The sequence below is a fragment of the Paenibacillus sp. NPDC057934 genome, from assembly GCF_042887565.1.
Classification (GTDB): Bacteria; Bacillota; Bacilli; order Paenibacillales; family Paenibacillaceae; genus Paenibacillus_AQ.
In genome coordinates, this window is sequence record NZ_JBHVPB010000012.1 from 87,476 (window position 1) to 102,946 (window position 15,471).

At 41.9% G+C, this 15,471-nt stretch carries 12 protein-coding genes and 1 pseudogene; 11 read left to right on the forward strand and 2 right to left on the reverse strand.

Going from position 1 to position 15,471, the window contains the following annotated elements:
• Positions 1–11: 11 nt before the first annotated feature.
• Positions 12–1,007, reverse strand: a complete 996-nt coding sequence (locus ACFVRY_RS25065) for a DUF4003 family protein (protein WP_387502999.1) — start codon at positions 1,005–1,007, stop codon at positions 12–14.
• Positions 1,008–1,201: 194 nt separating this feature from the next.
• On the opposite strand from ACFVRY_RS25065, the gene ACFVRY_RS25070 reads away from it, so the two are divergent.
• From ACFVRY_RS25070 to ACFVRY_RS25110, 9 genes and pseudogenes are all read left to right on the forward strand, one after another.
• Positions 1,202–2,578: a hypothetical protein gene (locus ACFVRY_RS25070; RefSeq protein ID WP_387503000.1), complete on the forward strand. Its 1,377-nt coding sequence runs from the start codon at positions 1,202–1,204 to the stop codon at positions 2,576–2,578.
• Positions 2,579–2,774: 196 nt separating this feature from the next.
• Positions 2,775–3,119 (forward strand): YojF family protein, encoded by a 345-nt coding sequence (locus ACFVRY_RS25075; protein ID WP_387503001.1) that lies wholly within the window; start codon positions 2,775–2,777, stop codon positions 3,117–3,119.
• Positions 3,120–3,142: 23 nt separating this feature from the next.
• Positions 3,143–3,799 carry a bacillithiol biosynthesis deacetylase BshB2 gene (gene bshB2 / locus ACFVRY_RS25080; protein WP_387503002.1) on the forward strand — a complete coding sequence of 219 codons (657 nt, stop codon included), beginning with the start codon at positions 3,143–3,145 and terminating at the stop codon, positions 3,797–3,799.
• 204 nt (positions 3,800–4,003) lie between these two features.
• Entirely contained in the window at positions 4,004–4,813 is an 810-nt protein-coding gene (locus tag ACFVRY_RS25085) for a DUF427 domain-containing protein (RefSeq protein WP_387503003.1), read from the forward strand.
• Between the two features lie 347 nt (positions 4,814–5,160).
• Positions 5,161–5,898 (forward strand): annotated as a pseudogene (locus ACFVRY_RS25090) (ABC transporter ATP-binding protein); the annotation flags it as partial.
• A gap of 91 nt (positions 5,899–5,989) precedes the next feature.
• Positions 5,990–6,601 (forward strand): ABC transporter permease, encoded by a 612-nt coding sequence (locus ACFVRY_RS25095; RefSeq protein WP_066379920.1) that lies wholly within the window; start codon positions 5,990–5,992, stop codon positions 6,599–6,601.
• A gap of 76 nt (positions 6,602–6,677) precedes the next feature.
• Positions 6,678–8,036, forward strand: coding sequence for an LLM class flavin-dependent oxidoreductase (locus tag ACFVRY_RS25100; RefSeq protein WP_387503004.1), 1,359 nt, complete (start codon positions 6,678–6,680; stop codon positions 8,034–8,036).
• A gap of 320 nt (positions 8,037–8,356) precedes the next feature.
• The gene (locus ACFVRY_RS25105) at positions 8,357–9,184 is read left to right on the forward strand and encodes a DUF427 domain-containing protein (RefSeq protein ID WP_387503005.1); all 828 of its coding nucleotides are present in this window, start codon (positions 8,357–8,359) and stop codon (positions 9,182–9,184) included.
• 36 nt (positions 9,185–9,220) lie between these two features.
• On the forward strand, positions 9,221–10,132 hold the full coding sequence (locus ACFVRY_RS25110; protein ID WP_387503006.1) for a DMT family transporter: 912 nt from the start codon (positions 9,221–9,223) through the stop codon (positions 10,130–10,132).
• 207 nt (positions 10,133–10,339) lie between these two features.
• Here ACFVRY_RS25110 and ACFVRY_RS25115 read toward each other — a convergent pair whose 3' ends face one another.
• Positions 10,340–10,627 carry a DDE-type integrase/transposase/recombinase gene (locus ACFVRY_RS25115; protein WP_387503007.1) on the reverse strand — a complete coding sequence of 96 codons (288 nt, stop codon included), beginning with the start codon at positions 10,625–10,627 and terminating at the stop codon, positions 10,340–10,342.
• A gap of 890 nt (positions 10,628–11,517) precedes the next feature.
• Between ACFVRY_RS25115 and ACFVRY_RS25120 the strand changes: the two genes are divergently transcribed.
• Positions 11,518–14,004, forward strand: a complete 2,487-nt coding sequence (locus ACFVRY_RS25120) for an MBL fold metallo-hydrolase (protein WP_387503008.1) — start codon at positions 11,518–11,520, stop codon at positions 14,002–14,004.
• An 8-nt stretch (positions 14,005–14,012) separates the two neighbouring features.
• Complete coding sequence (locus tag ACFVRY_RS25125) at positions 14,013–15,470, forward strand: hypothetical protein (protein ID WP_387503009.1); 1,458 nt, start codon at positions 14,013–14,015, stop codon at positions 15,468–15,470.
• Position 15,471 lies beyond the last annotated feature (1 nt).

Here is a 15,471-nt window from a genome sequence, read left to right on the forward strand (position 1 = left end):
GGCAATCCATTTTAATCTGAAGAAGAGGAGGAGGCTACTGCGGCAGCCGATGCAGCCGTAGCCCCGGCAATTGCAGCCTGTTGTGCAATCACAATATTGGTAATGCTGGTGGAGAGCATCGTGGTTATAATGCCGTTTCGTACATCATCTACATATTTGAAGGCTAGGAGCGCAGCTGACAGCAGCAGCAATTCCTGTTTGCTGATGGACCAATTGCCGAGGCCTTTTTGAGTACGTAAAAATTCGTAGGTCTCCGAGACGTCGGTAACAATGTCCTCACTGTTGCAGGGAAGCAAAGACAGCACGCCAAGCGAGGAGAGGGTATATTCCTTGTCCAGACGAAGTCCGTGTGCACGGAAGTCATCACGTAAAGTAAGAACACGGGCCGCTGCTTCTGGGGCATCTCCTCCAAGAATCAGCACTTGTGTCAGAGCTTGCACGCTATTTCCCGATCTAAACTCAGGTTTCAGCGCAGCATAGAGCTGCTCCATACGATCGATACCTTTTTCAACGTCGATATCGGAAAGACCGAGCATAGCAGCAAAGATATAATCATCCTGTCCGGTAAGGAAGCGGTGCTTTGCTTTCATACTACCGTAAAATAGTTTTGCACGTTCTACCGTACGGGGATATTGATCCGATGTCGCATGGGCAGCGATTTGATAGGCGGAAATAACGAGATAATCAGAGGCTCTGAATTTGTCTTCCTTCATTAACTCATATACGGTCAGTGTGTTTGTAAGTTGTTTTTCTTGATCAGCAGAAAGAGAGAGCAGAGCAGCTATGCTGATAATTGAGTTACCCCTGAATGCAGAGAACCACCCGGTATTCTCCTTAATAAGTTCATAGCTCGCGCGGATCGCTTCATCATCGGCAATTTTGTTCTCTGCCGTGTATAGTAATGCGGCCAAACGGTTAACCATTACATTTTGCCAGGCAAACGCTTTTTTCAACTTCAGCGCGTTTTCTGCGAACAATTCAAGCTTTGCTGTGTACTGCTCCTTCATTAGATACACTCCTCACCTGTACTATGTTGTATTTCATACACACTTCCAAGATTCGTGGATGTATATTCATTTTACGCTATGAAAGCGAGAGAAATGATTTACAAAAAAATTGCAAGCGACTATGATATTTCTATGCGTACTAATTTCCTTTTTTATCTATTTCATGGGGTCAGAGGGGACAAATGGAGGTTTAAATGAAGATTCATGACAAAGTCATATCCATTATTTTTGTGCTGATTATGGCGGGTATGGCTATATTCTGGGCAGATTCAAACCATAGTTGGACAGTGCTGGGCACCCTTGCCACAGTTGCCTGTTTCGCACTATTCGTATTATTGGGTCTGCGCACGATACCTGTTCTATCAGAATATATGCTGACTAGCAAGCAAGCGGAAGAGATACAAGTCCACAGAATCGAATCCGAGAGAAAACAGACGTGGTTGAAGATTATTGGCTGGATGTTAATTAGCCGTGCGCTTCTCCTGATCATTGGTTATGTTTTTCTGATCATACAGAATGGTTATTCGGGCGGTCTCTTCAGTAAGGTGATGGAGACATGGCATATATCGGGGATCGATGCTGCTTCCTATCTTGGGATTGCGGAGAACGGGTATGTGACAGAGGGAGATGCTAAATTTCACCTCGTGTTTTTCCCCTTTTTACCCAATCTGATAAAAGTGGTCGAGATATTTACTGGGAGTTATCTTGCGGCAGGATTTGTTATCTCTATCCTCAGCTCGATCGTTGCGGCTCTATTTGCTTATGAACTTGCCCGAATAGACATGTCGCGAAGAAATGCTCTACGAGTTGTGAAGTATATTTTTATATTTCCAGCGGCATTCTTTTTCCTCATTCCTATGACGGAATCGCTATTTTTGGCACTCTCCCTGATGTGTATTTATTTTGTGCGAAAAAAGAAGTGGCTTATAGGATGCTTGTGCGGGGCACTGGCCGCGTATACGCGTTCTCCAGGAATACTTCTGGCAGTACCGGTCGCTATTGAATTCACTCGGGAGTTGCTGGGTACATATAAAACCTTGAATAGAAGAGCGTGGATAAGCAGATTTGTTCGTGCGTTTGCAGGCCTCTTCACCATATCACTGGGGTTGCTAGTCTATCTTTATATAAATTATGAGGTTGCGGGAAATGCCTTTCAGTACAGCATCTATCAAAAAGAGCACTGGTTCCAGAAGCTCTATCTATTCTTCGATACCGTAAGATATCAGATGGAATATGCTGTGCGTACTTTTATTGAGGGAGATAGCCGTAATTTTCTTGGATTATGGTTACCCAATTTGCTGACTATATTCTCCACTCTAATCGTAATATATATGGCTGCGAAGAAGCTAAATCCCGCGTATACTGCATATTTTATCGTGTATTTTGCGTTCGTAGTCGCTCCTACTTGGTTGTTGTCCGCCCCGCGTTACTTTATCGTTGTGTTCCCACTGGCTTTTGCAGTCGTGGCGCTCACAGAAGAGAAGGCTAAGGATGCTGCGCTTACGGCCATATCTGTTATCGGTGGTTTGTTATATCTCGCATTATTTGTGGCGGGGTATCCTATATATTAATAGCTTCAAAGCGGCGATCTGCTGCCGGTATTCTACCGGTGACAGGTCTTTAATTTGAATTACTAAGCACTGCAAGTTATACTTTGATGAGAAATAAGTCACACTTATATCATGTAGGTCCGTTCTGCAAAGGTATGGATCTTATTTCTTATAGGTATATTCGGCTATACATTCAGTCAGAGATGGAGGCGCAACATTGCAGCTAATTAATCAGTCCGAAATACAACAAAGACTCGACCGGTTTAAAGATCAAGATCTGTATATCCATCTTGAGTTGACCATGGGGGCATACGCAGCCCATTTAGATAGCTCTAAGCATTCGGCATCTACTTTCATCACTAATGCTGTTATTCAATATTCTCATGGGTCGATTTCAGGAGAAGGACCTTATCGTATCGGTCTGAAAATGTCGCAAGGTTGGGTGTACTCAGAAGGTTTAACTCACTATGAAGAGAGTGAGACAGATAGATTAATCATGGCAGGGCACGACAGCCAAGGCAAGCTTATCGTATCTTTACAATTAAGCCGGGAGCCTTTCTAATGCATGAGGAGATGAAGAATTCAGTGGAAAGACATATTCTTGTTATATTGCCACATCCGGACGACGAGGCCTTCGGTGTAGCAGGAACCCTGGCGAAGCATATTCAGCATGGAACCCAGGTAACTTATGCGTGCCTGACATTAGGTGAGATGGGGCGAAATATGGGGATCCCACCGTTTGCTAATCGGGTAACCCTGCCAAGCATACGCAAAAAAGAGCTTGAAGCATCTTGTGAGGCCATTGGGATACAGGATCTAAGAATGCTTGGTTTCCATGACAAGATGATTGAATTTGAGGATCAAGACTTGTTGGATAAGCAGATTGATGATCTTTTAAAAGAGCTTAACCCTTCGTTAGTCGTTACGTTCTACCCGGGTTATAGCGTTCACCCCGATCATGATGCCACTGGAGCCGCAGTTATTCGTACGATTGAAAGACTACCTAAGGCAGAGAGACCTCCTGTTCACTGTGTGGCCTTTGCCCGGAACACGGAGCAAGAGATTGGCAAACCTAATGTTATCATTGATGTCAAAGATTTTCTGAAGCCTAAAATGGCATCCATTCAAGCGCATAAATCTCAATTCCAAGCCGCTGAGTTAGTAGGCAGCAAAGAATTGAATGATGAAGAGATAGGGGCGCGTTTTGGAACAGAGCATTTCTGGATTTATCCTTTTAAATAAGGAAGTCAAAACATATAGCAAGTTCACTCGACCAATCGCCGGAAGTTCATCGGTGATTGGTTTTTTAATTTCTATTTTCATTATTTTAAATTCTTATTGGAAAAGTAGGTTTTTCATATTGAATATCTGAAATTTGCATGATATTATCTAAATGCAATAATACATTACCTATATTTGATATTATTTAGAAGGAGGAGAGTATACATGTCTAATAAGAAGAAATTGCAGTTTGATTCAAATCCAAGACGAGTAAGAGTGGAGTTTGAAGGGATCACGATTGCGGATAGCAAGAATGTGATCACGGTTCATGAGAGAGGGCATCTTCCGGTTTATTATTTTCCCGAGAGTGATGTTCGTAAGGATCTGTTCGTAGAATCGGAGCATTATTCCCATTGCCCATGGAAAGGTGCGGCATCGTACTGGAGTATTAAGGTTGGGGATCGGATTTCAGAAAATGCAGTGTGGAGCTATCAGAATCCCATTCCCGAGAGTGAGCCGATCAAAGGATATGTTTCCTTCTATTGGAATCAAGTAGATGCCTGGTTCGAAGAAGATGAAGAAATCTTTGTTCATCCGCGTGATCCCTACAAGAGAGTAGATGCGCTGCAGAGCTCTCGGCATATCCAGGTAGTGATTGATGGTGTAACGGTAGCGGATAGCAAACGTCCGATCATTGTGTTTGAGACAGGTGTCCCTGTTCGGTATTATTTGCCGAAGGAAGATGTGAAGCAGGAGTTCCTGCAGGCGACCGACTTGGAAACGAGATGCCCTTATAAAGGAAAGGCTTCTTATTGGTCCGCTGAAGTGAATGGTATCGTTCATGAGAATATTGTGTGGAGTTATCTCCATCCAATTCCTGAAATCCCTAAGATTAAGGAATATCTCTCCTTCTATAATGAACGTGTAGAGATTTATGTTGACGGTGAGAAAGAAGGCGAGACTTCTTGGTATCGTTCCGCATTGGATTTTTTTAATGCCAATGAGATTAAACCTACGCTTGTGGAAAGCAATTAATTTCATAAGGATAACTGCATAGTAGTCTAATATGGCTGACCTGATCACAGGAGGTCTTTTTTTATGCCCTATAACATAAATGATTCCTTGATTTGAAAATTTTAATCCGATGTGTTTACTTGTTTTTAAGGATTGACAAAAAATAATACGTAATATAATATTGCATTAAAGTATTACATTACAGTATTGAATTATCGGATGTTAATAATATAAGAGACTAACCTAACAAATGGAGGTCTCATTTCCCTAGAAGCTATATGAGGGAAATGTGATCTTTTTTTATATTTAAAACCAACTAAATTTATGAATTAAGTTGGTATATTTTTGAAAAAGGAAGAGTGATTGATATGGGTGTTGGCGTAGCCGCAGTACAGTTCAAGCAAGTGACCAAAAATTATGGTTCAGGTAATGTGTTGGAGAATTTTGATCTAACCATACCTAGTGGTCAAATCGTTACTATTATCGGACCGTCAGGTTGCGGAAAGACAACGCTGCTTAAAATGATCAATCGCTTGATAGAACCAGAGTCTGGTTCTGTGTTGGTAGAAGGGCAGGAGGTCAGCACGCTTAATCCAGTGGAGTTGCGACGGAATATTGGTTATGTCATTCAACAGATCGGACTATTTCCCCATATGACTATTGAACAGAATATCTCGATCGTTCCGAGGCTTAAGGGTGAGAAGAAGAAGGACTTGGTTGAGCGTACAGAAGAACTTCTGCAACTGATTGGTCTTGATCCAAAGCAATATCGCAGCCGTTACCCGCATGAGCTAAGTGGTGGACAACAGCAGCGTATCGGTGTAGCTCGTGCACTTGCTTCCAACCCTTCTATTATTCTTATGGATGAACCTTTCAGCGCATTAGACCCCATTAGTAGAGTACAGCTGCAGAAGGAGCTTATTAAGCTGAATGAGAAAGTGCAGAAGACCATCGTGTTCGTAACACATGATATTGATGAGGCACTTAAAATAGCCGACCAGGTAATTTTGCTGAAGGATGGTTTTATTATTCAGACTGGAACGCCTGAGAATTTACTGGAAGCACCGGCTTCTGACTTCGTGCGTGAATTTCTCGGCGCAGAGCGGTTTGAACAATACTCAATTTGATCTTGATTATGAATGAAGGGCGTGGTTATGGGTGAATCAATTTTGGAATACCTTGCAGGCAGATTGGCCTATGATTTTGCAGAAAATGGGGGAGCATATCAATCTGTCACTGATTTCGGTTCTGATTGCTTGCCTAATTGCAGTACCGACCGGAATTATTCTTACTGCCTATAAACGTGTAGCAAATACAGTCATAACAACGGTATCTGTGATTCAGACCATTCCCAGTCTCGCCTTATTCGGATTTATGATTCCGTTTCTGGGTATTGGAACAAAGCCAGCGATTATCGCTTTAACGTTGTATGCGTTACTTCCGATTCTTCAGAACACCTATGTAGGTATTGGCGGGGTGAATCAGGCGTTAATTGAAGCTGGTACGGGAATGGGAATGACCAGATGGCAGATTCTGTGGATGGTTCAACTTCCTATTGCGCGCAGCGTTATTATGGCCGGTGTAAGGCTAGTTGCGGTGCAGACGATCAGTATGGCTACTATTGCTACTTACATTGCTGCCGGAGGACTGGGCGATATTATTACTAGAGGGATAGCGATGATCAATACGGTAACTATTATGGAGGGTGCAATTCCGGTATCGTTACTCGTTATTGTCGTTAATTTATTGTTGCTAGGACTGAATAAGCTGCTTACGCCAAAAGGCCTGCGTCAATATACCAGAAATTAATATTTAATAGCGAAGGAATGGCTGGATAGTCAAGGACTGGTGTAATTAACAGAAGCATAAAGGACGGTGTATAGAGATGAGTAATAACAAACGTCAAATGGCGCTGGGAGCGATGATGTTCTTTCCAGCAGGTGAGCATATCTCCAGTTGGAGACATCCAGAATCGGATGCGGCCGGTCTGCTTGATTTTAATTACTACAAGCATATTGTGCAGACTGCTGAACGCGGGAAATTTGATATGTTCTTCTATGCAGATGAATTATATGTCTGGGACAGATTTCAGTCAGGGATCACTGCGGCAAACAGCATTCGCCCTGAGCCATTCACACTACTTTCTGCGTTATCCGTTGTCACAGAGCGAATTGGTCTTGCGGCAACCATATCAACGACATATAACGAGCCGTATCATATCGCCCGTAAACTAGCCACGCTGGATTACTTAAGCAACGGACGTTCAGGATGGAATATTGTTACTTCGCAGACCGATGAAGAAGCCCGCAACTTTGGCAAAGATAAGCACTTGGAGCATGAGAATCGTTATGGAAGAGCTGGTGAGTTCGTCGATGTCACCCAAGGGCTGTGGGACAGCTGGGAAGATGATGCCATCGTGCTGGATAAGGCGTCAGGTATTTTTGCGGATAAAGATAAGCTCCATAATTTGAATTATAAGACTGATGAATTTCAAGTCCGGGGTCCGTTGAATGTATCCAGGCCTCCGCAAGGTTATCCTGTACTGATTCAAGCAGGGGCTTCGGAAGCGGGTAAGGAACTGGCAGCCGCATCAGCAGAAGTTGTATTTGCACCTGGAACAGCCTTTGGACCGTTTGGAACGGTTGAGGATGGAATTGAGTTATACGAGGATATCAAGTCAAGGCTGACTAAATATGGCAGATCACGTGATGATCTGAAGATTCTGCCGGGCTTTATGCCTGTTATTGGACGGACGGAGGAAGAAGCAGCTCAGCGGTTGGCGATTGTGGAGGATCTCACGCCTGAGAAGCTGGGACTCGATCTGCTCTCTCATTACTTGGGGCATGATGTATCCGTGTATCCACTAGATGAGCCATTGCCGTTCACACCAAAGCTGGAGGGCTTTAATCAGAGTAAGAGCAGTCTGGCCAAAATCATTCAATTGCTGGAGCGGGAGACTCTGACTATTCGTCAGCTCTATAAACGTCTGAACTCGCGCGGAGTAGCCGGAACACCTTCACAGATTGCTGACCAGATGGAAGAATGGTTTGTTCGCGGTGCAGCAGATGGCTTTAATATTATGTTCCCGCATTTGCCTGGCGGACTGGATGACTTTGTGGATCTTGTTGTTCCTGAATTGCAGCGGCGCGGAATCTTCCGCGAAGATTATGAAGGTACGACCCTTCGTGATCATCTGGGACTACGCCGCCCAGCTAATCGTTATAGTGTGATCGCTACACGTTAATCTTATATTGAAGTCAATATTATGCGGATAGATAAGACGAATAAAAAAGATAACAAAGAGCGAGAAGGAACGAAGGGGAAGGTTTGGAACTGTAGGAGCGCAGCGTTCGCCTGAAAGCTTTCCGCAGGAAAGCTCGCATCGGAAGCACAGGCAGTTCCCAGATTTCAACCGCTAAAGGCGGTTTATAAAGAAGAAAACTGGGAACAAGAGCGACCGGAAGTCCAAACATTCCACCGCAGTGACGACCAAGCCTTAAGTTCGGATCTTAAGTTCGTCTTATTATAGAAGACAATATAACGAATAGATGGGAGATGGATTAGATGGCGCATTATGACCCGCAATGGAATCTAAATGATGAATTTGATGGCGATTGGCAGCTTAGAGCCGAAGTGAGTCCGAAATGGATTCGTGTAAAAATAGGCGAGACATTCGTGGCCGATAGCAGACGTGTGCTGATCGTTACGGAGACCGGAAAGCTCCCGGTGTACTATTTTCCCAAGGAGGATGTCCGGACTGAATTCCTTCAAGAATCTGCTCATCGCAGAGAGGATCTTCACAAAGGGGAAGCTGTCTATTGGAATATTGGAGTCGATGATACGCTTGCAGAGAACGCTGTCTGGAGTCATCTGAATCCGCCCGGGTCCAGTGCGGTTATTGCAGGATACATTACTTTTATCTGGAAAAATAAAGAGATTAGATGGTTTGAAGAAGAGGAAGAAGTTATTAACCATGCCAGAGATCCTTATTCGAGACTCGATGCTATTCCGAGTTCCAGACATATAAAAGTAATCGTAGGTGGCAAGGTTGTCGCAGATAGTCAAGATCCGGTGATCCTGTTTGAGACAGGACTGACGCCGCGGTTTTATTTGCCTAAAGAGGATATTAACTTTGATTATCTAGTGCCGTCAGATACAGTAACAACCTGCCCTTATAAAGGCTCTGCTACGTATCATTCATTCAATAGCGATGGAGTGATTGCTGACAATGTGGTGTGGAACTATCAGGAGCCACTGCCTGAGGTTCATGAGATAGCGGGCAGATATAGCTTTTATAATGAAGAAGTTGATGCGATCTACATAGATGGAGAGAAATGGTCCCTACAGGAGAAAGACCGTTTGCCTTACAAATCAATCGCTCATAAGCAATGACATGTCTTCTTCAGTTAATGTAGGGGAGTGCATCTAATGTCGAGTTATAGATCGGCTATTGTTGGGCTTTTCGGGGTATCTCTATGTTGGGGATTAAGCTATATCATGAGTGCGTATTTGATAAATTATTTCTCTTCTTCATTTCTATCCTTTGTACGCATGGCTTTGACCTGGCTGCTTGTCCTGTTGTTGCTGTATCGCCCCGGGAAATTAAGATGGCCAACCCGGCGGGAATGGCTGCTTTTGACGGCTAGTTCGTTGTTTGGCACTTTGATTCAACAGCCACTCTATTTCTCAGGTCTCAAGCTGTCCTCAGCGGCCAATGCTTCCTTGATCTATGCGGTAGCCCCATTGGTAGCCATCTTCATGGAGCGTCTATTGTATAAGGTTTCATTGACAGCGGGAAAATTAGTTGGAGGTCTGCTTGGTGTTGTGGGTGTTGTTATTATTATCAGTTTTGGCGGAGGGAAGTTCAGTCTATCATTAGGTGATTTGTATTTGGTATTGGCGATGCTGGGGATGACGATCAGTATGATGTTCACGCCACTGATCGTGAAGACGATGTCACTGACAGCAACTAATATTATTTCTGGCGGATTAGGCGTTGTTCTAATGTCTCCTATGGTAGCTATAGAGTCGTATAGTGGTGGTTTGATAGCAACAAATGACGGCTACATCTGGTTAATGCTACTTCCGTTAGCCTTGATTACCGCAACCTCGGGGATATGGTGGACAAGGGGTGTAGCAGTCACTGGGCCTGGGACAGCTTCCATGTTCATGAATATCCCACCGTTTATCTCGCTTATCCTGGGGTATTTCTTGTTGGGAGATGAGATCTACGTCACTCAATTGCTGGGTGGAGCGCTGATTCTAATTGGAGTGTTTATCTCTAATCGCAATGCTTCCAAAAATATTGTGGCGGTGAATGAGACAACGAGTGCAACTTAAACTACAACAGAAGTTAACTTATACTACTGCTTAAATGAATCGAAAGCCCTTCCTTAGCGTCTTGGTCAAGATCCCATTTAGTTTTCGTTATAACCGTTCTTCGTTATAAAATGGATGAATGCCTCCATTCTTCTTTGTGCTTCAACGATAATACTTCGTATATCATAAAGATAGAGAGACTCTACCTTGAGATGGTAAAGGAAGTGTCTATAGAGGCATTGTCATTACAATTGCCTTGACGTGACATGCTGATTCGGGTGCCAACCATTGACAGCATGTTGTGCACGCATGGGACGTGTACTGGGATCCTTGGTCGCTGTGAACGATCAACCCGGTCACGTCCTTATGTTTGTTGAACGATTTACAAAAAAAATCCAGAACCAATAAACTGTAATTACTGCGACTCAGATAGTAAGCAACAATGTCGTTACTGTAGAGATCTTTGATAGCAGAGAGATGAATTTTTTCGTTACCTAAGCGGTATTGAATCACCATCCGTTACCTACTTTGGTCTTGTGGATTTGAAATCTTATTTCAATAGATTCTTCGAAATCGGTCCATCGCTTACGGCAACCTCGTGGTTCGTACGATAAGTTCGTTCCCGCGATGATAGACTCATTCTTAGTTGCCGTATGAGGCGTAACACCTACTTGTGATTGACGGTAAACCCGTACCTGCGCCAGAGTTCATCTTGGATACAATGGTAGCCTACGGTCTTGTCGCGCCCCTCATGAATAATCTGGATCTGTAAAATGAGTTCATGATCTGGATACAGTTTCTTGCCCTTAAGGTAGACTTAATATCTACTTCGGCTAAGTTTTAAATTTTCGCATAATTCTTTTATAGGTCTGTGGCTCTGAAGTTATATCTATAATTTGGTGTTTGGTGTGTAATCCTCGTAATTTATGATTTGTAATCACTTTTTAAGACATCTACCTCTAACTGCAACCATCGAATTTGTCGATCTTGCTCCGTACCTTTCCGAGAGGGGGTTCGTCGTCAAAGGCTGCATACCCACCATGTCGATCTTGTCTCACCCATCGTTTAACTCGGTCTTAGTCATGCGCTCCAAAATGCTCTGTAATCTGACAATAACTCCAGTCTTCTGCAAGATGAAGCAACGTGTCCACTTTTAATTATGACAGGTAATACTTAAACATTCATTCCTTTATTGATAGTAAAAGAACTACCTAGAGATTATTAAGATAAACCAAGGGATTATTCCAATGCCTATTCTAAGGGGTGTACTTCACATTTTTTAAAAGATGTTTTGATTTGTTTCACATTGTGGGGGCAATATCTCATAATAGGTGCTTCTTTATTATTTTGGCGAAAAATAGGAAAAAAGTGCTCATACTTGGTATAATAGTCCTATTCATTGATTTTTGAGTGAAAGGGGTGTAGTGGCCATCTCAGATAAATGGGTACAGCATTATGAAGAAGCGTTATTTTATGAGAATCGTGGATACATAGAGAAGGCACAAGAACATTATGATTATCTTTATGCTAATCAATCGTCACTTCAAGTCGATAAGTTAGAGCGAATGTGCTCCTTTTACGTGAAGCGTAATACTTTTGACCGGGCGTACTTGCTTGCGAAACTAGGCATACAGCAAGGAGGGTCTTTGACTACATTACTTCCGCTGTTTTTATCTTCCTTTGAACTAGGAAAGGGTGAAATAGGCGATCTTGATGCGCTCATGTATGTACATGGTATCGAATATTTTGTAGCCGAAATGGCACAAATTGCGACTCTGTATATTAAGAGAGAGGCTAGAGAGAAGGCGTATGCGTATCTCTTACGGTGTTCTCCTGCGATGGATCGTCTATTTATTGAACAGCCGAATGAATCGCCTTCGTATATAATCTTTTATTTGTTATTGACTTCCCTTGAATATGAGCACGAGAACTATAACCAAGCACGCTTTCATTTAAGAAAACTTCTATATTTAGAATCCGGATTTTTATCGTCGCTTGAATCGATCATGTATTGGTCTATTGTACTTGATGAAGTAGAAGAGTGGGTAAAACGAATAGACTTTGAAGAGATCTATGCTCAATTAAAGGGTGAAGGTCTTGAAATCATCCGATTCTTTGCTGATTTGATGAAGGGAGAGTGGAAAGAATCAACTATTGAGGCGATTAAAAATCAAATCTATGCGTCAGAGGCGTTGGAACATAAACGTAGAATGTGTATACGCTTAATCCATAAGGTACAGAAAAGAGAGGATTGGTTAGAAGGCATTCAGGAGGATTTAAGTCAATATCCACATGATCTACTAACGATGATGCTTTATGGATCATTCCTGGAGACACATAAGCCAAATGAAAGCATAGCTTATGCTGAAAAACGCTATGGTTTGCATTCTGATAAAGCTGAGAGCATTCATGCTTATTGGAAGCAAGTCAAAGAAAAACGTATTACACGCTCCACACTTCCGCCAAATACCAAGATTACTTTTTTGGGTGGGGGAGAGAAGATTGGTGGAATGTCTATCTTGGTAACGATTAATGGGAATTCGATTCTCTTAGATGCAGGGATGCACGTGCGAGAGTCTAACTATCATCCGGATTACACGCCAATGTTAGAGCAAGGTATTGGATTTGAGGACATTGATGCTTTATTCATTACACATGCACATCTTGACCATACTGGTGCAGTTCCTTATATGTACAAGCAAAATCCTAATTTGTCTATGTATGCTACAGAAGCTACACGGCGTTTAATGAAAATCTTATTGCTCGATTCGGTAAAAGAGCAAGGCAATCAAACTAATGGATTTAACGAAGACGATGTGAGAATGACGGTCATGGGGATTACAGCAGTAACGGAAAATCAAACTTTCATTGTTCCTTCAAAAGAAGGTCAATGGATAGTCACGTATTATCCTTCTGGTCATATCTTAGGTGCATGTGCAATTCATATTGAACGAGATGGGCTTTGTATCCTATTTACAGGGGATTACTCGATTGACCCGCAACATTCGGTGAGCCCCTTATCTTTTCCGCCTGATTTAATAGTGGATGTGTTAATTACGGAATCTACATACGGATTTCTTCCTACAAATGCAAGTATTAATCGTGCAAAGCAAGAATGTATGTTCATGACTTCCTTAGTTGAAACCTTAAAACAAGGGGGGAATATCTTAATTCCTGCCTTTTCCGTAGGAAGAAGTCAAGAGATTTTAATGATTATTCGCAAATACTTTAAAGATGAACATTTTCTTCCGTTCGATCTCTATATTGATGGTCGAGTAGTTGATGTTTGTGAAGTCTATGAAGATATCTTTGTTTCTCAAGGCGAAGGAAAGATCCTGTTGGGAGAAGAAGTCCTTGTTGCTAATAAGATCTATTCAAATAATAAAGGAAGTACTTTTGACTTCCATGATTTCTATGAAGATTATTTGAGTAAAGGTGGAAACTGCATTATTTCAAGTTCAGGGATGTTGAAAGATTTTAGCTCATCAGCCCGTTATGCTGAAAAAATGATTGATCATCCGCAGAATTCGATTGTCTTTACAGGATATATGGATGAAGAATCACCGGGACATCATATTATAGAGCAAGATCGTAGACAAGATGATGCAATGGTTATGATTAATGGCAAGAGTAAAATACTCAAGGCCAAGGTCGATACCTTCCGTTTATCCGCTCATGCTAGTCGAGAACAAATTCTGAAAGTCATTATAGATACTAAACCCAAGTATGTATTTTTGGTTCATGGTGAACATCAGAAGTCATATAAAGAAATTCATACAATGGTGAACGGCCATGTGATTTATCCGACATTACTTGACTTACTAAGACACTTATCAACAGATATAAACGTAACCCCTGTCTTTAATGGACAAAGTTACCTTATCGAATCTTAGGAGGTATTATGGATACTAAAGAACGTTTAATTGATTTAATATTAAGGTGTTATGGGCAATCAAACGATCGCATTGATGAACAACTGATCATCCAGTTTAAAGAAGAAGAGCGAGAACAGATCAAATATATCGGCGTTCCAATGCAAAAACGAAATGATTTTTACTGGCGGTTATATGCCTTAACGGAGCGCGTCTTTTTTGAACAATCTGATATTACGGATGAAGAACAATTGGCTTTAATTGTTGCCCAAGAGTGGAACAAGCATGAAAGAGAACCTCAATTGACGAGTGAAGTATGTCGATTGTTTATCCAACGAAGCAATTTGAAAATTAGCAGCAAACGTAAAGCACTAGAATCTCTTAGTCGTGGGGACATAGAAAGTTCTAAAGCCTTTCAAAGTCAATCTAAGTTCTTCTCTGAATTGCTGTGTCGTTATGTCATATGTCATGCCAAGCTCAGCAATGAGTTGGAACTATGCGAACTAGTTGACGAGATTACCGCTTGGTTTTTTCCAGAAGGTCAACGAGAAACGGCAAGATCCGCTATGCGTAGCATAGGGTTTCTTACAAGTAAAAAACCTATGGGTCGCATAAGGGCATATCAAAAATTTGTAGGGCCAGAACGTCTTGTGTTCCAAGCGGGGATAACTGAAATCTTGATTGAACATAAGGGCCATCATACAATCTCGAGTCGGTTAGAATCCTTTATTAAACTTTTAGAGAATAAAGATGAAGATACCACCCAAGATCAAAGTATCCAATTGTCTGCAGACGCATGTGTTGCTGTTTCTTCTGTGATTGTAGATAAACGATCGGATACTATTGTTGTGTCTCCAGATTCTCTTAGAGGAGAAGAAAATTCTTTAGATTCTTTAAAGGTATTATTGGCTCAAGCCTTAGGTGTGATTACGGGTTTAGAGCAACTGCAAGTGCAACGGACTGAAGAGGCGAATGACTTAGCAAAAATAACTGTGGAAGATAATCATCAAACGTCTAGCATGACAAATGAACAGGATATCTTACGTGTTGCCGAAGAAGAAATCGAACGATTAAAGCAAGCATTGGAGCAGGAAAAATTAAAAACGCGATATGCAGAAGAAAAGACTCTTGTTCAATTGATTACGGATTTAGGTGGAAAAGGAAAATATCTACTGTCTGATTTATTAGAAGAAAGCTTAGGCATCAAGCCAAGCAATCCGGTAGTTAGTACGGGACGATTAATTAATTTATTTTCTATATTAGATCGAGCGATCGGATTAGAAAGATATAGTGATGGGCGTGAACTAAATGAACCTTTCAGCATCTTTCGAAATGAACTTACAAAAACGTTTGAAGTGAATGCACCAATTCAATCGCAAGAAGATAGAATTACGGTCAAGATTATTAAATACGGATGGATGCTGGACAACAAAGTGGTTGTATCTCCATTAGTATCTGAAATTACAACTGAACAGGAGAGAAGTTGAA